At 50.9% G+C, this 18,415-nt stretch carries 18 protein-coding genes; 6 read left to right on the plus strand and 12 right to left on the minus strand.

Going from position 1 to position 18,415, the window contains the following annotated elements; translation table 11 throughout:
- Nucleotides 1–27 precede the first annotated feature (27 nt).
- The 4 genes from rimI to waaA form a co-directional block, all read right to left on the minus strand.
- Entirely contained in the window at nucleotides 28–489 is a 462-nt protein-coding gene (rimI, locus tag O6P33_RS01030; RefSeq protein ID WP_269818403.1) for a ribosomal protein S18-alanine N-acetyltransferase, read from the minus strand.
- Entirely contained in the window at nucleotides 479–1,369 is an 891-nt protein-coding gene (locus O6P33_RS01035) for an energy transducer TonB (RefSeq protein WP_269818404.1), read from the minus strand. Before O6P33_RS01035 ends, rimI begins: the two co-directional genes overlap by 11 nt.
- Complete coding sequence (locus O6P33_RS01040; protein WP_269818405.1) at nucleotides 1,366–2,916, minus strand: 2-isopropylmalate synthase; 1,551 nt, start codon at nucleotides 2,914–2,916, stop codon at nucleotides 1,366–1,368. Before O6P33_RS01040 ends, O6P33_RS01035 begins: the two co-directional genes overlap by 4 nt.
- A 183-nt stretch (nucleotides 2,917–3,099) precedes the next feature.
- Nucleotides 3,100–4,386, minus strand: coding sequence for a lipid IV(A) 3-deoxy-D-manno-octulosonic acid transferase (gene waaA / locus O6P33_RS01045; protein WP_269818406.1), 1,287 nt, complete (start codon nucleotides 4,384–4,386; stop codon nucleotides 3,100–3,102).
- Between the two features lie 79 nt (nucleotides 4,387–4,465).
- On the opposite strand from waaA, the gene O6P33_RS01050 reads away from it, so the two are divergent.
- Nucleotides 4,466–5,650, plus strand: a complete 1,185-nt coding sequence (locus O6P33_RS01050; protein ID WP_269818407.1) for an FAD-dependent oxidoreductase — start codon at nucleotides 4,466–4,468, stop codon at nucleotides 5,648–5,650.
- Nucleotides 5,637–6,449, plus strand: a complete 813-nt coding sequence (locus O6P33_RS01055) for an aldo/keto reductase (RefSeq protein WP_269818408.1) — start codon at nucleotides 5,637–5,639, stop codon at nucleotides 6,447–6,449. The genes O6P33_RS01050 and O6P33_RS01055 overlap by 14 nt, the downstream gene beginning before the upstream one ends.
- Nucleotides 6,450–6,502: 53 nt before the next feature.
- Here O6P33_RS01055 and hldE read toward each other — a convergent pair whose 3' ends face one another.
- From hldE to radC, 6 genes are all read right to left on the minus strand, one after another.
- A complete protein-coding gene (hldE, locus tag O6P33_RS01060) occupies nucleotides 6,503–7,924 on the minus strand; it encodes a bifunctional D-glycero-beta-D-manno-heptose-7-phosphate kinase/D-glycero-beta-D-manno-heptose 1-phosphate adenylyltransferase HldE (RefSeq protein ID WP_269818409.1) in 1,422 nt (473 codons plus the stop codon).
- A 151-nt stretch (nucleotides 7,925–8,075) separates the two neighbouring features.
- Nucleotides 8,076–8,792, minus strand: coding sequence for an LrgB family protein (locus tag O6P33_RS01065; RefSeq protein ID WP_269818410.1), 717 nt, complete (start codon nucleotides 8,790–8,792; stop codon nucleotides 8,076–8,078).
- Entirely contained in the window at nucleotides 8,789–9,151 is a 363-nt protein-coding gene (locus O6P33_RS01070) for a CidA/LrgA family protein (protein ID WP_269818411.1), read from the minus strand. The genes O6P33_RS01065 and O6P33_RS01070 overlap by 4 nt, the downstream gene beginning before the upstream one ends.
- A 208-nt stretch (nucleotides 9,152–9,359) precedes the next feature.
- Complete coding sequence (rpmG, locus tag O6P33_RS01075; protein ID WP_269818412.1) at nucleotides 9,360–9,515, minus strand: 50S ribosomal protein L33; 156 nt, start codon at nucleotides 9,513–9,515, stop codon at nucleotides 9,360–9,362.
- Nucleotides 9,516–9,525: 10 nt separating this feature from the next.
- Entirely contained in the window at nucleotides 9,526–9,762 is a 237-nt protein-coding gene (gene rpmB / locus O6P33_RS01080) for a 50S ribosomal protein L28 (protein ID WP_269818413.1), read from the minus strand.
- Nucleotides 9,763–10,023: 261 nt separating this feature from the next.
- Nucleotides 10,024–10,698 carry a RadC family protein gene (gene radC / locus O6P33_RS01085; protein WP_269818414.1) on the minus strand — a complete coding sequence of 225 codons (675 nt, stop codon included), beginning with the start codon at nucleotides 10,696–10,698 and terminating at the stop codon, nucleotides 10,024–10,026.
- A 176-nt stretch (nucleotides 10,699–10,874) separates the two neighbouring features.
- On the opposite strand from radC, the gene coaBC reads away from it, so the two are divergent.
- The 4 genes from coaBC (at nucleotide 10,875) to argB (ending at nucleotide 16,075) form a co-directional block, all read left to right on the plus strand.
- Nucleotides 10,875–12,083 (plus strand): bifunctional phosphopantothenoylcysteine decarboxylase/phosphopantothenate--cysteine ligase CoaBC, encoded by a 1,209-nt coding sequence (gene coaBC, locus O6P33_RS01090; protein ID WP_269818415.1) that lies wholly within the window; start codon nucleotides 10,875–10,877, stop codon nucleotides 12,081–12,083.
- A 2-nt stretch (nucleotides 12,084–12,085) separates the two neighbouring features.
- Entirely contained in the window at nucleotides 12,086–12,541 is a 456-nt protein-coding gene (gene dut, locus O6P33_RS01095) for a dUTP diphosphatase (RefSeq protein ID WP_269818416.1), read from the plus strand.
- Between the two features lie 1,194 nt (nucleotides 12,542–13,735).
- Complete coding sequence (locus O6P33_RS01100) at nucleotides 13,736–15,160, plus strand: phosphomannomutase/phosphoglucomutase (protein ID WP_269819435.1); 1,425 nt, start codon at nucleotides 13,736–13,738, stop codon at nucleotides 15,158–15,160.
- Between the two features lie 18 nt (nucleotides 15,161–15,178).
- A complete protein-coding gene (gene argB / locus O6P33_RS01105; RefSeq protein WP_269818417.1) occupies nucleotides 15,179–16,075 on the plus strand; it encodes an acetylglutamate kinase in 897 nt (298 codons plus the stop codon).
- A 51-nt stretch (nucleotides 16,076–16,126) separates the two neighbouring features.
- Here the strand turns inward: argB and O6P33_RS01110 are convergent, their stop codons facing one another.
- Together O6P33_RS01110 and O6P33_RS01115 are read right to left on the minus strand one after the other, a co-directional pair.
- Nucleotides 16,127–17,506, minus strand: a complete 1,380-nt coding sequence (locus O6P33_RS01110; RefSeq protein ID WP_269818418.1) for a KamA family radical SAM protein — start codon at nucleotides 17,504–17,506, stop codon at nucleotides 16,127–16,129.
- Between the two features lie 277 nt (nucleotides 17,507–17,783).
- The gene (locus O6P33_RS01115) at nucleotides 17,784–18,374 is read right to left on the minus strand and encodes a DUF4124 domain-containing protein (RefSeq protein WP_269818419.1); all 591 of its coding nucleotides are present in this window, start codon (nucleotides 18,372–18,374) and stop codon (nucleotides 17,784–17,786) included.
- Nucleotides 18,375–18,415: the final 41 nt, after the last annotated feature.

The raw sequence follows: 18,415 nt of genomic DNA on the forward strand, positions 1-18,415 counted from the left end.
ACCGCTGCAGTCACACATTATTTATAGCTACTGATGGTCTGCAAATAATGTGCACACCATCACCAGAGCATCTTCATGCCCAGCCGGGGCTGGGTAATAGTCGCGGCGGCGGCCAATCTCATTAAAACCATAACGCTCATACAAACGATAAGCCGACTTGTTAGAAGCGCGCAGCTCTAAGAAACACTCCACGCAGCCACGCTGACTAGCACGCTGCATCAGATGCTCCAGCAACTGTAAGCCTAAGCCTTGGCCCTGTTCGCTGACGGCAATGGCGATATTCAACAAATGCGCCTCATCCAGCACCTGACTGATGACCCCATGCCCCACATGGCGCTCATCCACATACAGCATCCAGCATTCATAACTGTGCAACGCATCAACATACAGTTTGCGCGTCCACGGATGGGTAAAGGCCTGTTGCTCAAGAGCGAGTACGGAATCTAAGTCTTTTTCCTGCATCAAGCGAAAGCTAATTTTAGCCATCATTTTCTACCTGCCAGAGTGAGCGTACCGCGCACATGCTGCGCCAAATGTCCCGTTTAAGGAGAGGCTGCTCCAGCACCTGCTCCAAGCCAGGTAGACTCCATACTTGGGTCGCGCCAGAGAAGTCCTGCAGGCTATACAAGGGAGCCTCGTCTATAGCATTGGCGAAGCGCACTGCTTGCTTACCCAGCAACCAAATGCAGGCTGTGGGTGCGCTTTGCAGCTCAACACTTAATAAATCGCGTACGCATGCCCGTGCTGCGGTGGCATTTTGCTCGTGCATTAAATTACCTGTAAGCAACAATGGCCAAGTAATGGGCGTACCTTGACGCATAAAACTGGGCTTGTCGGTTAAGCCCGCCGCGCGCAACATATCTTTAAGTAATTGATAATCAGGATCACGGCTTTGAAACGGCTCACCAGTAGGTAAATCCACTAGCACTAAACAGTTGTCTGCCCGCAACAATTGCAAGGCAAAGCGCGGGATGGGCTCAGCAGGTGCTAGCTCTGTGGCCTCGACTGCAGGAGTAGCAGGAGTAGGGTCCGCAACGGCGGCCACCATCGGCTTAACCGCTGCTTTAGCAGGTTGCGCAGCTTGCAGCGCAGCTAGTTTCTCATGTACCGAAACATACACCTCACCACGAGGGCGCGTTACTGGATTATGACTCGGTGCGGCAGTGGCTGTAACTTTAGCCCTAGACTGGGCAGCAGCACTCGGCTCGACTACCACACAGTCTTCAGGCTGCCACTGCAGTAAGTACTCACGAGAAGCAGCAGCATTGACTAGCTGCTGACGCGGCAACCAGACCTCCAACTGCATTGCTTGCAGCATGGCCTGGCGGCGTACCTCTTGATCATGCATTAAGCTCATTGGGTTGATCACACACCGTCAACCTGTGGGTGTGCTTTAGCCGTACTCGCCTGCATCAAGTTCAAGGCATTGAGATAGGCTTTGGCTGAAGCAATCACGATATCGGTATCGGCACCATTACCATTGACGATACGGCCACCGCGCTCCAAACGCACCGTCACTTCACCTTGTGAGTCGGTACCTTGAGTAATAGCGTTGACTGAGTACAGCTGTAAGGTAGCGCCAGATTGCGCAACTTTCTCAATGGCTTTGAACGCAGCGTCGACCGGACCTGAGCCTTGCTCATCAGCGGCAACTTCTTTGCCATCAATACTTAGCACAAGGTGCGCATGGGGCACTTCGCCGGTCTTACTGGCCACCTCTAGGCTGACTAACTTATACATCTCTGGGGTTTCTTCAGATAATGTTTCTGACACCAGCGCTTGTAGGTCTTCATCAAAAATCTCATGCTTTTTATCGGCTAAATCTTTAAAGCGCGCAAAAGCTGCGTTGAGTTCTGTTTCGCTGGCTAACTCAATGCCCAGCTCTAATAAGCGGCTGCGAAATGCGCTGCGGCCTGAGTGTTTGCCCATGACCATTTTATTGGCATGCCAGCCGACATCTTCTGCAGCCATAATTTCATAGGTTTCGCGGTGTTTAAGCACGCCATCTTGGTGAATCCCAGACTCGTGGGCAAAAGCATTGGCTCCGACAATGGCTTTATTGGGCTGCACTGGGAAACCGGTAATGCCAGACACCATGCGCGACACGCTGAGAATATGCGGCGTATCAATATTGGTGTGCACGCCTAATAAGTCCTGACGGGTTTTGATCGCCATGACGATTTCTTCCAGCGCCGCATTCCCCGCACGTTCACCCAAACCATTGATCGTACACTCAACTTGACGGGCGCCAGCCACCACTGCCGCTAAGGAGTTGGCGACGGCCAAACCTAAATCGTTGTGACAGTGCACCGAGAAAATCGCTTTATCAGCATTGGGTACACGATTAATCAGCTCACTGATCAAGTTGGCATACTCGTGGGGAATGGCATAACCAACGGTATCAGGGATATTAATGGTGCGAGCGCCGGCATCAATCGCAGCTTCTACAATGCGGCAAAGGAAATCAATTTCAGAGCGACCGGCATCTTCACAGGAAAACTCAACATCAGCACACAGGTTGCGCGCTTTTTTAATTGCACGGACTGCTTGCTCGACCACTTGATCAGGCTGCATGCGCAATTTGTGCTGCATATGAATCGGGCTGGTGGCGATAAAAGTGTGAATACGGCCCGAGTTTGCACCGGCTAACGCTTCAGCAGCACGCTCAATATCAGCATCTAAAGCGCGTGCCAAACTACAAATGGTGCTGTCTTGAATGGTATCGGCAATACTTTTTACTGCATCAAAATCACCTGGACTGGCAATGGCAAAACCCGCTTCAATCACATCCACACGCATGCGCTCAAGGGCTTTAGCAATGCGCAGCTTTTCTTCCTTGGTCATTGAAGCGCCGGGGCTTTGCTCACCATCACGCAAAGTAGTATCAAAAATAATAACGCGATCACTGCTGCTCATTGTCTTCTCCTGAAGGCTGCCACACGGGTCAGGGCAGTTAAACTCGAGTTTTTGCGCCACTGCAGGTGTGCACAAAACACTTTATAAGGTAGGTCTAGGTACAGATTAATACTGACTTGCACCAAGGTCTAGCGGCAATTCGTAGTAGCCCGCAAGCGCGCCAGCACCGCAGCTGCGGTGCCTCTAAGGTGCTGACTGATGCTCAGCTAGCTGTACTTGAATAATATCCAGCAAACGCTGCAAAGCGCCTTGGTTACGCTGCAAAACCTGTTGCGCAGCGCGGCACATTTTTTCTGCATGTGCGTGACTGCTCCATAAGCGCGCCACTGCTTGCGCCAGCTGCGGGCTATCGGCAACCGTTTGCAATCCGCCTGCTTCGCGCAATTGCTCGGCAATCTCTAAAAAATTGAAATAATGCGGCCCGGTCAGCGTGGGTTTAGCTAAAGCCACTGGCTCCAACATATTGTGCCCGCCATGTTTAATTAAGCTACCGCCCACCAGTGCGACATCGGCCAGCGCATAGAGAAACATCAATTCGCCCATGGTGTCGCCGAGTAAGACCTGCTGCTCTGCAGTGACTCGCGCACCAGTGGAGCGACGTTGCACGCGCATACCCTGCTCGACACACAAAGTATAAACAGACTCAAAACGTTCAGGATGGCGTGGCACTAGAATCAATAAGGCTTTAGGAAAGAGCTTGAGTAACTGTTGATGCGCGGCTAACACCAAGGCATCTTCGCCCTCATGGGTACTGGCAGCAATCCAAATCGGACGCTGACTGGCCTGCCATTGCTCGCGCAGTGTCTGCGCCTGCTCGGGTAAGCCCTCGGCGACTTGCTGATCATATTTAATCGAACCAGTAACCATCACCGCATCTGCTCGCGCGCCCAGTTCAGTAAAACGCTGGGCTTCAATTGCACTCTGCACGGCCAGCGCGCTGATCTGCTTGAGCATCGGTGCGACTAGCTTGGGAAAGCGCCCATAGCCGCGTGCCGAACGTTCGGATAAACGGCCATTGGCCAACACCACGGGAATCTTTAATCGCGCACACTGATTAATATGGTTCGGCCACAGCTCGGTTTCCATCACTATGGCTAGACGGGGCTGTAAACGCTTTAAAAAGCGTTTGCTTGCCAAAGGTAAATCGTAAGGCAAATAACAATGCTGTACGCTATCGCCAAATAGACTTTGAATACGCTCAGAGCCGGTCGGCGTCATGCAAGTCACAGTAATGGGTAAATCTGGATACTGTTGCTGTAGCGCTTTAACCACTGGGGCAGCGGCAATGCTTTCACCGACTGACACCGCATGCAGCCAAATACCACCCTGCTTGAACTCGGGCAAAGTTACGGCAAAGCGCTCGCCAATGCGTTTCGCATAAGCCGGTGCTTTTCTGGAACGCAGCCACAAGCGCACGGCAATCACCGGCACCGCCAGATACAGTAGCAAGGTATATAGAGTTCTATTCATAGCAGCAAAGTTTAGCAAAGGCGCAGCGATAATACTGCGCTCGGTTATACTGCTCACTTATTTTTTGCGAGAGGCGCTTATGTCACTCACCTTAAACACTGACATTGCCATCATCGGCGGCGGCATTGCCGGGCTCTGGCTCAACGCGCAATTGCGCCAGCAGGGCTTTAATACGCTACTGATTGAGCACAATACGCTGGGCGGCGGGCAATCGGTGAAGTCACAAGGCATCATTCATGGTGGCGCTAAATATGCGCTGCATGGTGCGCTAACCGGCTCATCCGAAGCCATTGCCGATATGCCGGAACGCTGGCGTAAAGCCTTACAGGGCGAAGGCGAATTGGATTTACGCGGCGTGCGTTTACTGTCCGATGCGCACTACTTATGGTCGCCCGGCTCGATTGCCGGCAATCTGACCAGCTTTTTTGCCAGTAAAGCGATGCGGGGTCGGGTGGATCAAGTCAAAGGGCAACAGCTGCCCGCCGCTTTGCAACATAAAGACTTCAAAGGCCGCGTCTATCGCTTGGCTGAGTTGGTGCTAGACGTACCCAGTCTGGTGCAGCGTTTAGCCGACTTGGCTGGCGATAGTCTGTTGCAGGCGCAAACAATCACCCCACGCTACGCCAATCAGCAATTGGTTGGCGTGCAAGCAGATAACTACAGCATCAATGCGCAGCGTGTGGTGTTGTGTGCCGGCAGCGGCAACCAAGACTTACTGCAAGCCTTTGCCCTAAGTAAACCAGAACAACAGCTGCGGCCCTTACATATGGTTATGGCCAAAGGCCCAGCGTTATTACCTTTATACGCACACTGCCTCGGTGGCGGCAGCAAACCACGGATCACAGTCACCACCCATCCAGCCGCCGATGGCCGGTGGGTGTGGTATTTGGGCGGTAATCTTGCCGAAGCTGACGGCGTGGCGCGCTCCGAGCCACAACAAATTGCCGCGGCGCAAGCCGAGGTGGCGCAATTGCTACCTTGGGTAAATCAAGAGGCCACGCAATGGGCAACTTTGCGTGTCGATCGTGCGGAACCTGTGCAGTCAGGCTTGGTGCGTCCCGATAACGCTTTTGTTACTGAACAAGGCTCATTACTAGTGGGCTGGCCAACTAAACTAGCATTGGCGCCTGACTTTAGTGACCGTATCTGCAAGCTGTTAGCCCGAGATGGCATTCAACCCAGCAGCAAGCAAAGCTATCCAGACTTACCGCGACCGCGTGTTGCACAACCAATTTGGGAGAACGCATTTAATGACCCTGCATGACTTTTATCGTCCACTGGGCAAAACGGGTTTAAAGGTTTCACCGCTGGGTTTAGGTACCGTCAAACTCGGCCGTGATCAAGGGGTTAAATACCCCAATGGTTTTACTATTCCCGACGATAAGCACGCTTTAGCCCTGCTCAATCAAGCGCGCGACCTGGGCATTAACTTATTGGATACCGCGCCAGCCTATGGCATCAGTGAAGAGCGCCTAGGCTATTTACTGCAAGGCCAGCGCGATGACTGGATAATTGTCAGTAAGGTTGGCGAAGAGTTTATCGAGGGCGAATCAGCCTTTGATTTTTCTGCAGCGCACACACGCTTCTCGGTAGACCGCAGCTTGCAGCGTCTACGCACTGATCATATTGAGTTGGTTTTAGTGCATTCCAATGGCGATGATGTGGCTATTTTGCAGCACGAAGAGGTCTACGACACCCTCGCGGCACTAAAACAGGAAGGCAAAATTGGTGGTTTTGGCTTTTCTGGAAAAACCTCAGAAGGCGGCATCCTCGCGTTAGAACAAGGTGACTGCGCGATGGTCACCTACAATTTTAATGAACGTGATGAGTTGCCCGTGATCGACTATGCCGGCCAACACAACAAAGGCATTCTGATTAAGAAAGCCTTAGCCAGTGGGCACATCTGCCTAGCGGATGGGATTGACCCTGTGCAGGCTAGCTTTTCCCTGATTTTTGCTCACCCTGCTGTCACCAGCGCCATTGTTGGCACTATCACCCCTCAACACCTACAAAGTAATGCGGCCTGCGTGGCTGAGATTTTGCGTCAACAGGCTAAAAGATAAGCCCTATGCAGCTGGGCTGAATTATCGATCAAGCCCAGCCACAGCGAGTCAATTTATTCGCTACGGATTTTCTCAACAATGGCAGTGGTTGAGCTGTTATCCACTAAACCCAACACCCGCACTTCACCACCATAGGCGTAAACCAACTCAGCACCGACCACCTGATCCACACCGTAATCGCCGCCTTTAACTAAAATGTCGGGCTTGAGCAAGGTGATCAGACTTTCTGGGGTGTCTTCACTGAAGCTCACCACCCAATCCACCGCACCTAAACCAGCAAGCACCGCCATACGTCGATCGATGGCATTAATCGGTCGACCAGAACCTTTTAAACGCGTCACCGAGGCATCACCATTGACCGCCACAATCAAACGGTCGCCTTGCTCACGGGCTTGTTCTAAATAACTGACGTGCCCAGCATGCAAAATATCAAAGCAACCATTGGTAAAGACCACACGCTCACCTTGAGCCTTGGCATCTTCCACCGCAGCTTGTAACTGCTGCAAACTGAGCACCCCGCGTTCAGCTCCTTCTTCACGCTGCAAAGCCCGACGCAACTCCGGCGCACTGATAGTGGCAGTGCCCAGCTTACCCACCACAATACCAGCAGCCAAATTAGCCAAGGTCATCGCCTGCGGTAAGTTTTCACCGGCAGCCAAGGCAGCGGCCAAAGTGGAAATCACGGTATCGCCGGCTCCCGTCACATCAAATACTTCACGGGCTCGAGCGGGCAAGTGCAAAGCGGCAACGCCATTGCGTAACAAGGTCATACCTTGCTCACCACGAGTAATTAATAAAGCATCCAGTTGCAAATCTTTGAGCATTGCGGAGCCACGCTGCATTAACTGCGCTTCATCTGCACAAGGCCCGGCAACTGCTTCAAACTCGGCCATATTGGGCGTCAATAAAGTTGCACCACGATAAATAGAAAAATCTGTACCCTTGGGGTCAGCAAGCACAGCAACCCCACGCTGTTTAGCCGCCTGCAGCAAAGCTTGATGGTTACGGATAGTACCCTTGCCGTAATCAGACATGACCATCACTTTGACACCATCGAGTGCCGCCTCAACTTCAGCTAATAGCGCGTCAGTATCGGTTGCGAAAGTTTCTTCAAAATCCATCCGCAACAGTTGCTGCTGACGGCTCATTGCACGCAACTTCACAATAGTGGGTTGCCCAGCGCTGCGCAGAAAATGGGTGTTGACCCCCACTGAGTGCAGCTGCTCTGTCAATGCATCAGCAGCTTCATCAGCGCCGGTGACGCCAATTAACTGCACTGGCGCACCTAAAGCAGCAATATTGAGGGCCACGTTAGCAGCGCCGCCAGGGCGGTCTTCAGTCCGCGTCACCTTCACTACAGGTACCGGTGCTTCTGGGGAAATGCGCGTAGTGCTGCCGTACCAATAGCGATCCAACATAACATCCCCAACCACCAACACTGGGGCTTGGGAAAATGGCGGCAATGGTGACTTCATAGCTACTTCAACCTTATAAAAATTTTGCCAATGATAACATGCCAAACTTTAGCGCAACGCCTAGCAAGCACCGTAAACAGAGCAAGTCCAAGCTTACAAGCCCTAGGCTTAAGGCAACCAGCGCCGGTTTAAACAAAACCTGCGAACGCAGCTAAATTATCAGCGCCACTGCCAATGGCATTAATACTGCAGTCAGCACACCCATAATACTCATTGCTAGTGCGGCAAAAGCACCGGCTTCGTCACTCTCTTCTAGCGCCCGCGCAGTACCCACAGCATGCGCGGTAATACCCAGCGCCATACCTTGTGCAGCGGGGTTGGTAATGCGCAGCAAACGCAGCAGTTCAACCCCAAACATTGCCCCCAAGACACCGGTAATCATCACAAATACTGCGGCCAACGAAGCTGCGCCACCAATCTCTTCGGCCACTAACATAGCAATCGGTGTGGTTACCGACTTGGGCGCAATGGTTTGCAAAATCAGCGCTTCTGCGCCGAATAACCAAGCTAAGCCCACACCCAAAACGGTAGCAAATAACCCACCGGCAAACAGGGTAATGAGTGTCGGCCACAACACCTGACGCACGCGTCGCATATTTAAATACAGGGGCACTGCCAGCGCCACAGTTGCAGGGCCAAGCATTAGGGTTAACAGTTGCGCGCCCTGCTTATACTCCGAGTAGTCAACACCCATCGCCATTAGCATGGCGATCAACAGAGTCATGGAGACTAATACTGGCTGCAATAGCATCCAACGCGTTTTTTCGTAAGCAGCTAACGCCACTTGATAAACACCCAGAGTTAAACCAAAGAAAAATAATGGGTGGTGCAGTACGGCGTCATAGGCAGCTTGCCAATCGAGGTTCATGACTTTTCCCCCGCCTTAGCTTGACGGCGAATGAGGAGCTGCATCAGCCAACCAATAAAGGCCACTGAGAGCACCATTGAAATCACTAGCGCACCAATAATTGCCCAGAGGTCTGCTTGAATATCGGCCAGGTGCGCCATCACACCTACCGCAGGCGGCACTAACAGCAAAGGCAAATAACGCAATATGCTCGACGCTGCTTCGTTTAACGGCTCATTCACTTGGCCACTGAATAGCAGGTAGATAAACAACAGTACCAAACCAATAATAGGGCCTGGCAAGACTGGGAAAAACAGTACATTCAGCGCCGTCCCCACTAGCTGAAAAGCTACCAACCAACTCAACCCGCGTAATAACATTTTGCTCTCCAGTTATTTTTATATAATTTTTACGCTGCACGCATCCAAGGCACTTTTCAAAAACTCTATCTGAGCGCAATACTAACGAGCAACAATAATACATGCCACCCATACAAAAGTGAGTCGCAAATATCTGCTCAATACTGTTTTAAGGCAATAAAAAAACCCGCATAAAGCGGGTTTTTTTATACGTAGAAGGTGCAATCAATTACTTGATTTTGCCTTCCTTGTAAATCACATGCTTACGCGCAACTGGATCAAATTTTTTGATTTCCAGTTTATCAGGCGTCGTACGCTTGTTCTTATCTGTAGTGTAAAAGTGACCGGTACCAGCACTTGACACTAAACGGATTAAATCACGCATGGTGTTCTCCTTAAACTTTTAGGCCACGAGCACGAAGCTCAGCCAGTACTGTATCGATTCCGCGCTTATCAATCACGCGCATACCTTTTGCAGATAAACGTAAACGCACAAAACGGTTTTCGGATTCAACCCAAAAACGGTGATGCTGCAAGTTTGGCAGGAAACGGCGACGGGTTTTGTTGTTGGCGTGGGAAACTTTATTCCCTGTAACCGGACCCTTACCGGTTACTTGACAAACTTTTGACATATTTCAGCCCTCTAAACCACATGCTCAACCCAGCATGGGTTGGCTGCTTTAAAACGTAATTGGATTTCGTAGGTTGTTAAAAACATGACGGTTTCATAACCTGCATATTATTACCCAGTCCACGCTAAGGAACAACAGCGACACAAAATTAAAGTGCCGAAACTGGTTCTCTTAGAATCGAGCCGTGCTTTATACCAGAATCCTGTAGGCGAATCAAGGAAAGCTAAACTTTTAAACAGTTTTACGCACCGGCACCAGGCCTTACATCCAGCCATTTTCCACCATCGATAACGGCTCACCATCACCCACAATAAAATGATCCAAGACGCGCACATCAACCAATGCTAAAGCTTCCTTTAAACGCTCAGTTAAAACCTTATCGGCCTGACTGGGCTCCGCGACACCACTGGGATGGTTATGGGTTAATATCAAAGCCGCAGCATTATTAGCCAAAGCCCGCTTAACCACTTGACGCGGATAGACACTAGCACCATCAATAGTACCGTAAAATAACACCTCAAAGGCCAAAACTCGATGTTTCGTATCAAGAAACAAACAAGCAAAGACCTCATGCAGCTCATGGCGCAGCTTCGCTTTTAAAAAGTCGCGCACCGCTTGTGGGCTTTCTAAGGCCGATTCACGCTGAATACTGGCAGCCAAGTGACGACGGCCCATTTCCAGAACTGCTTGTAACTGCGAGTACTTGGCCGGCCCCAAACCATGGTGGCTGGTGAAATTAGCTTGATCGGCTTCCAGCAATTGACGCAAGCCACCGAACTCGCTTAATAAATCTCGGGCTAACTCAACCGCGTTACGTCCGCGCACACCTGTGCGCAAGAAAATAGCCAACAATTCAGCATCAGATAAAACACCAGCGCCATACTCCAATAAACGCTCGCGAGGCCTCTCACTAAGAGGCCAACTTTGCATACTCATAGACGAACTCCTTATCATCTAACTGGCAGCGCTTAAGCTAAAGCGCCCCCTAGTCCTACTGAAACCCTTATAATCGCGCCACTGCCTCTCCTAGATAGGCTATGTTATCTTAGACTAGATTTACCAATTGGCCATTTTCGCGTCTTCCAACACAACTTCTAACAACAGGTAGTCTCATGCAAAGGCTGTTTCAAAAACGCATTATTCTAGGTATTGGCGGAGGTATTGCCGCCTATAAAAGCGCCGATCTGGTACGCCGTTTACGTGATTTAGACGCTGAAGTGCATGTAGTCATGACCCGCGGTGCCCGTGAGTTTATTACCCCGCTCACCTTACAAGCACTCTCTGGCAATCCTGTGCATGTCGATTTACTCGACCCTAAAGCCGAAGCAGCTATGGGGCATATTGAGTTAGCGCGCTGGGCCGACTTAGTGCTGGTAGCACCCTGCACAGCCGACTTAATGTCTCGCTTAGTCCAAGGCTCAGCCAACGACCTGCTCACAACTCTGGTATTAGCCACTGACGCTCCAGTTGCCTTAGCACCAGCAATGAATCAGGCCATGTGGGCTGATCCAGCCACCCAAGCCAATGCTGAAACCCTAAGCCAGCGCGGCTTCAAACTGCTTGGCCCAGGTGCTGGTGTACAAGCGTGTGGCGATGTTGGTTTTGGCCGCATGCTAGAACCCGAAGCCTTGGCACAAAGTGCAGCAGAAATTTTTGCCCATCAAGCCCTTACCGGTAAGCATGTTTTAATTACCGCCGGCCCCACCCGCGAAGACATTGACCCGGTGCGCTACATTACCAACCACAGCTCTGGAAAAATGGGCTTTAGCCTCGCCGAAGCCGCTGCTGAAGCAGGTGCACAGGTCACTTTGGTCTGTGGCCCAGTGCATTTACCAACGCCAGATCGAGTTAAGCGTGTGGATGTCACCAGCGCCCGCGATATGCTCGCAGCCTGTGAAGCCGCAATGCCTTGCGATGTTTTGATCGCCGCCGCTGCTGTAGCCGACTACCGCCCGGAAGTGAGCGCTGCGCAAAAAATGAAAAAAGATCCCAATAGCGCCGATGGCATGACCCTAAAGTTGATTCGTAATCCAGATATTTTAGCCACCATTGCCAACCGTAACGACCGCCCCTTCAGTGTGGGTTTCGCTGCGGAAACAGAAAATCTATTGGCATACGCCACCGCCAAGCTGCGTGACAAAAATCTTGATTTAATTGTGGCCAACGATGTGGCCAACGCAGCCATTGGCTTCAATAGCGATGACAACGCCATTACTATTATTGACCGCCAGCAGCAGCAAACTTCTTTCCCGCAAACCAGTAAAGGCAAAATTGCTCGTCAATTGATCGACTTTATTGCCACTCATATCAACAAGGTTTAATTATGCGTCGTATCCAAACTCAGATTCTCGACTCGCGCCTCGGCACAGAGTTTCCATTGCCTGCATACGCTACTGCTGGCTCAGCTGGACTCGATTTACGCGCCATGCTCGAAACCAGCCTGGTGCTCCAGCCCGGAGAAACCAAACTTATCCCCACTGGCCTAGCCATTTATATTGAAGACCCTGCCGTTGCGGCAATGATTTTACCGCGTTCCGGCTTAGGCCATAAGCACGGTATTGTGCTGGGTAACTTAGTGGGCTTAATCGACTCTGACTACCAAGGTCAGCTGCAAGTATCCTGCTGGAACCGCAGTGACAGCGCCTTTACCATTGCGCCTGGTGATCGCATCGCACAATTGGTGCTAGTCCCAGTACTGCAAGCTCAGCTCGAAATCACCGATGGCTTTAGCGCCAGCCAACGCGCAACCGGTGGTTTTGGACACACTGGCAAGCAATAACCCAGCAAAAGTCTGGCGGGATCACCTGCCCTAGGAGGCTCGATGTCACTCTTCAAGCGTAACAAGGACAAATCGCAGGCTGTCGACCTGCCAAAAAACTTTGAAGATAAAAGGACCCAAAACTTAAGCTATCTGCTGCCCAGCTTTTTGCTAGCAGTGATCGGCATATTGGTGGCAGGCGCAGTTATTTGGCTCGGGCAGTCCTCGCAACAACAAGGACAGTCTGAAGAGCAGCTAGACACTTGGGGCGCAGCCTATACTGCGGCAATCAATCAACGCTTGGCATTTATTCAAAACGACACCAAAGAGGCAGCCAACAATCCCAGACTTGCGCAAGCCTTACAAAGCCCACAGCCGGGCAATAAACGTATCGCTGAGCGCAGTTTGTTACACCGTGGCGCCACAGTGGATGTGTATCTCAATCCGCGCGGTCAATCCACTCAGGATCACAACCGCGACGCCCCCATTAGCTTTGCCGCCCTCGACCTGCTACAGCGCGCTGAACGTGGATCACAGCCCTGGCCAGAAGCCTTATTCGTCGGGCAGCGCTGGCTACTGTATAGCGCCGCTAAACTGCAAGATAAAAGCGCACCTGGCAGCTTGCTCATCACCTATGACTTAGCCAGCCTGCTCGAGGGTTTACCTGTATTCCCGCATGCGCAGCTACAGGTGACCTTGCAACAACAATTTGCCAATGGTCCTGTCCAAACACTCTACAGTTTAGGTAGCGCACCAAGCGAAGCCCTTAGTCGCACCTTTAACACCAACAACCCCAACTGGAAGCTGGTGATTAGCGCCCCAGACCTCGCAAGCAATGCAGCCGTGCTGAACTCCAGCTTTTTAACTGCACTGGCGTTAGCTTTACTTTGCATGCTTGCCGCGATTTATTTACTGCACCTCAGCGTACAGCGCCAACTTAAAGCGGACACTTTAGTCTTAAACAAAACCATACAAGACTGGGCGCAAGGCAAAAGCATTAAACCGCATACATTTAACCTGGCTGCTTTACAGCAAGTGATAAAAAACTTATCGCAAGCAACACCCGAAACGCCAAAGAAAACCAACGCGGCACGCCCTGCACCAGTGAGTAGCGCTGCAACTGCAGACCTCACGCAGGTCGCCAGCAGCGCGACTGACTCTCTCTACCAATCATTGGACACTGATATTTTGGACATAGATATTTTAGATGACGATGTGTTTGGCCTCGGCCAAGCCGATCAAGCAGCGCAAGCCAGTGCTGCGGCGCAAAATGTACCGAGCAGTATTTTCCGCGCCTATGATATCCGCGGCATTGTGGGCGACACCCTAACCACCGACACCGCTTACTGGATTGGCCGCGCCGTAGGCTCAGAGAGCATCGCCAACGGTGAGCCCAATGTCGTTGTCGGCCGTGACGGACGCTTGTCAGGTCCAGATATGGTGCAAGCCCTCATTCAAGGCCTTACCGATTGCGGCTGTGATGTTACCGACCTAGGCATGGTGCCAACACCAGTACTGTACTTTGCCACCCATGTCCTTGAGGCCACCTCAGGGGTGATGGTCACCGGCAGCCATAACCCGCCTAATTACAACGGCTTTAAAATTGTTATTGCTGGCGAGACCCTAGCCAACGAGCGCGTTACCGCGTTGCATTCGCGCATTATCAATGATGACTTAAACAGCGGTTCCGGCAGCGTTGCCAGCGTAGAAATGCTGCAAAGGTACCTTGAGCATATTCGTGATGACATTGCCTTAGCCAAGCCCATGCGGGTCGTAGTCGACTGCGGCAACGGTGTCGGTGGCGTCATTGGCCCACAATTACTAGAGGCGCTGGGTTGTACAGTGATTCCGCTGTATTGCGATGTCGATGGCACTTTTCCCAACCACCACCCTGACCCCGGCAAGCCAGAAAACTTACAAGAACTCATTGCTCGAGTGAAGAGTGAAAATGCTGACCTCGGGATTGCCTTTGATGGCGATGCTGACCGCTTAGGTGTAGTCACCAACAGTGGACGCATTATCTACCCAGACCACCTTATGATGCTCTTTGCTAAAGATGTTGTGTCGCGCAATCCCGGCGCCGATATTATCTTTGACGTGAAATGCACACGCCGCCTAGCTTCACTGATTAGTGGTTACGGTGGCCGTCCAATTATGTGGAAAACTGGTCACTCACTCATCAAAGCTAAAATGAAAGAAACCGGTGCTTTACTGGCCGGGGAGATGAGCGGGCATATCTTCTTTAAAGAGCGCTGGTTTGGTTTTGACGATGGTATTTATAGCGCCGCTCGCCTGCTAGAAATCCTCAGCCTTGAAGAGCGCGATGCTGACGCTGTGTTTGCGGCTTTCCCAGTCAACCTCTCCACCCCAGAAATCAACATTGAAGTGACGGAAGACAGCAAGTTCAGCATTATTGAGCGCTTACAAAGTGATGCGCAGTGGGGTGATGCCAGCCTGACTTTACTTGACGGCATCCGTGCTGACTTTCCAAAGAGCTGGGGTTTAGTGCGCGCATCCAACACCACACCGATGCTCGTGTTACGTTTTGAAGGTGAAACCGCTGCAGACTTAGAGCAAGTGAAAGCCCTGTTTCGCCAACAGCTGCAAGCCGTCGCCCCTGATATTTCTTTACCTTTTTAACCACAGGATCTGTTAAAGATGACTTTAAATCGCGCTGATGCCATTCACGTCGCCGAAGTACTTTCCGAAGCTCTGCCTTATATTCGCCGCTTTGTGGGTAAAACTCTGGTAATCAAATATGGCGGCAATGCCATGGAAAGCGAAGAGTTAAAAACCGGTTTTGCTCGCGATATCGTGCTGATGAAAGCCGTAGGCATTAACCCTGTTGTCGTGCACGGCGGCGGCCCACAAATTGCTGATTTGCTCAAGCGCCTCAACATTGAAAGCCGTTTCATAGAAGGGATGCGCGTCACCGATGAGCAAACCATGGATGTGGTGGAAATGGTGCTAGGCGGTCAAGTGAATAAAGACATCGTCAACTTAATTAATAGCCACGGCGGTAGCGCCATTGGTTTAACCGGTAAAGATGCGCGTTTAATCCGCGCGCGTAAGCTCAAAGTCACTCACCAAGCTGCCGATATGCAGCAACCAGAAATTATTGATATTGGCCAAGTGGGTGAAGTGGCCAGCGTCAATACAGAGCTACTTAACATGTTAGTTCAGGGTGATTTCATCCCTGTGATTGCCCCCATTGGCGTTGGTCCAAATGGCGAATCCTACAATATCAACGCTGACTTGGTGGCAGGTAAAGTAGCGGAAGCGCTGCATGCAGAAAAGCTGATGCTCCTGACCAACATTGCCGGCTTGATGGATAAGGAAGGCAATGTCCTGACTGGTTTGAATACTGCTCAGGTGGATGAGCTGATTGCCGATGGCACAATTTATGGCGGCATGCTGCCAAAAATTCGCTGCGCTTTAGATGCAGTACAAGGTGGGGTCAACAGCGCACACATCATTGATGGCCGCGTGCCGAATGCAGTACTGCTGGAAATATTTACTGATCATGGCGTTGGTACATTAATTACTGACAACTAATGCACCACAGCCAACAAGCAACGCCCGCACTGCAGATGCGGGCGTTTTTGTTTATTCGCCTGCTAAATGACCTTCAGTGTTACACATCGCTTCGTACTCATCAGTAAAGAAGAACTTTTCCTCACCAAATGCAGGTACTAGATCGTCATACCAAGTGGCTTTTTCATCGTATTTAGCAAAGAAGGTTTGCTGCACCCAATCAGGGTTACGGCCTTGAATAAAGCGCAGAACAAAAACCTTCTCACCGTTGAGCTCAATAATACTTTGAATCTCAACCTTACCAGGTCCAGCACTCATGGACGGTCCACGAGCAGTACGCGCGAGGCCTGACACTTGCTGAATGGCTTGGCGGTAAATCTCAAAGGCGCGCACCAAAGGCACTTCAAAGTAACGCTTAGCACCGGTATCACGCTCAACAAACATGTAGTATGGGATAATGCCTAGACGCACTTGCGTACGCCACATGCGCACCCAAACATCTGGGTCATCATTAATGTGTTGAACCAAGGGCGCTTGTGCACGAATCACCGCACCAGTAGCACGGATACGGCGAATCGCCTCACGCACAATCGGCGTTTCCATTTCACGCCAATGGTTAAAGTGCGCCATGATTGCCACATGCTTACCGGCATCAACCAGTTTTTTAAACAGGTCGAGTAGCTCTTGCGCATCATCATCAGTGACAAAACGCTGTGGCCAGAAGGTCAACGCCTTAGTACCAATGCGTACAGTTTGTAAGTGCTCTAGCTCAGGCTTGAGCAAAGGCTCAAGGTAGCTGACCACATGACGGGTCTTCATCACCATGGGATCACCACCGGTAATCAGCAAGTCGGTGATGCTGCTATCTTGCGCTAAATAGCGGTGCAAAGAGTCAGCTTCGTTACTGGCAAAGCGTAGCTCTTTATTGCCTACGAACTGCGCCCAACGGAAACAGAATGTGCAATAACTGTGGCACACCTGTCCCTGGCTAGGGAAAAACAGCACCGTCTCACGGTACTTGTGCTGCATGCCGTCCAAGGCTTCGCCATCCAGCATCGGCACGTTCATCTCTTGCTGTCCGGCTGGGTGCGGATTCAAACGTCCTTGGATCTCACGGGCCAATTGCGTAATTTCTGCGCGCGGCAACTCATCGCGCAATGCTTGCGCCATCAAATCATAATCAGACGGTTCTAACATTCCGCGCTGCGGAAAGGTCAGCTGGAAGATTGGATCATTGGGCACATCATCCCAATTAATCAGTTCATCAATAACATACTGGTTAACGCGAAATGGCAGCACACTGGCAACCACACGCATTTCAAAACGCTGCTCTTCAGATAGTTTTTGCAATGGCTCAATTTTATCAAATTGGCGATCCGTATAAACTTGAAAGCGTGTATTTTCTGTAAATCCCTCATTACTGAGAGGCATTATATTTATTGTTTGAGTCATGGCTACTCTCCACTCTATGCAGGCCCAGCACAACTTAAAACCTCAAGGTTTTATCCTGAACCCGTTTGTTGGGGCATCCCCTAAGGGAAGAAAGATAGCTACATATAAGTAGCATAAAGCTACGATCGGGCACGTTATTACGCAACCAGATCGCCATAAAGGGTGGGAAGAATATGCTTCCCAAATGCCGGAACTTATCCGGAAAGGGGTGACCGTGTTGCTAAAAGAGGGCTAAGACTACGGTATTTTAGCCCGCCACTCAATTATTAAGTGTGTCTTAATTCTTCTGTAGCAACTCAGCTAAGCGATTTTTATCGCGCGCAAAAGCGCTTTCAATCGCCTTTTTACTGTTTAAATAGCGGGAAATTTGCTGCTGCAGACGTTGTTGGTCGATGCTTGCATCTTCAATCTGTTTTAGTAAAGAAGCGCTCACGGTACGGCCTGCACGCTCTTGGCTAGCAGCTTGAGCTTGCAGGTCGGATCTCAAACTGTTTACTGATAACAAGTTGCCTCGAGCAATACTAATTTGCCCATCAATATCAGCAACTTTGCGATCACGGGCACGATCAATATCTTCAATACGCGTGTAGAGCATTAACAGTTGACGGTCGGACTTAGCTCGCTCTTTATCAGCCTGCATTTGCCGGTACTCTTCAGGCGTTGGCGCGCGCGGAACAACGCGGATCACCCGGCCTTGCTCACTCAACACCTCATAACCTTTACCAATCAGGTGCGGGGGCACCCCTTGGCGGTTAATCACAGTAATCCCTCGCTCGTCAGTGTAGCGATAATACTCAACCGCGAAGGACGCCTGACTGGTGAATACACCCAGCGCGAACACAGAATATAGAAGGCCGCGTAACCGCATCACTAATCTCCTTGAAGATACAGGTAGCTTTTTTTAGTTTT

Origin of the sequence: Denitrificimonas caeni, from assembly GCF_027498055.1 — a bacterium.
Lineage (GTDB): Bacteria > Pseudomonadota > Gammaproteobacteria > Pseudomonadales > Pseudomonadaceae > Denitrificimonas.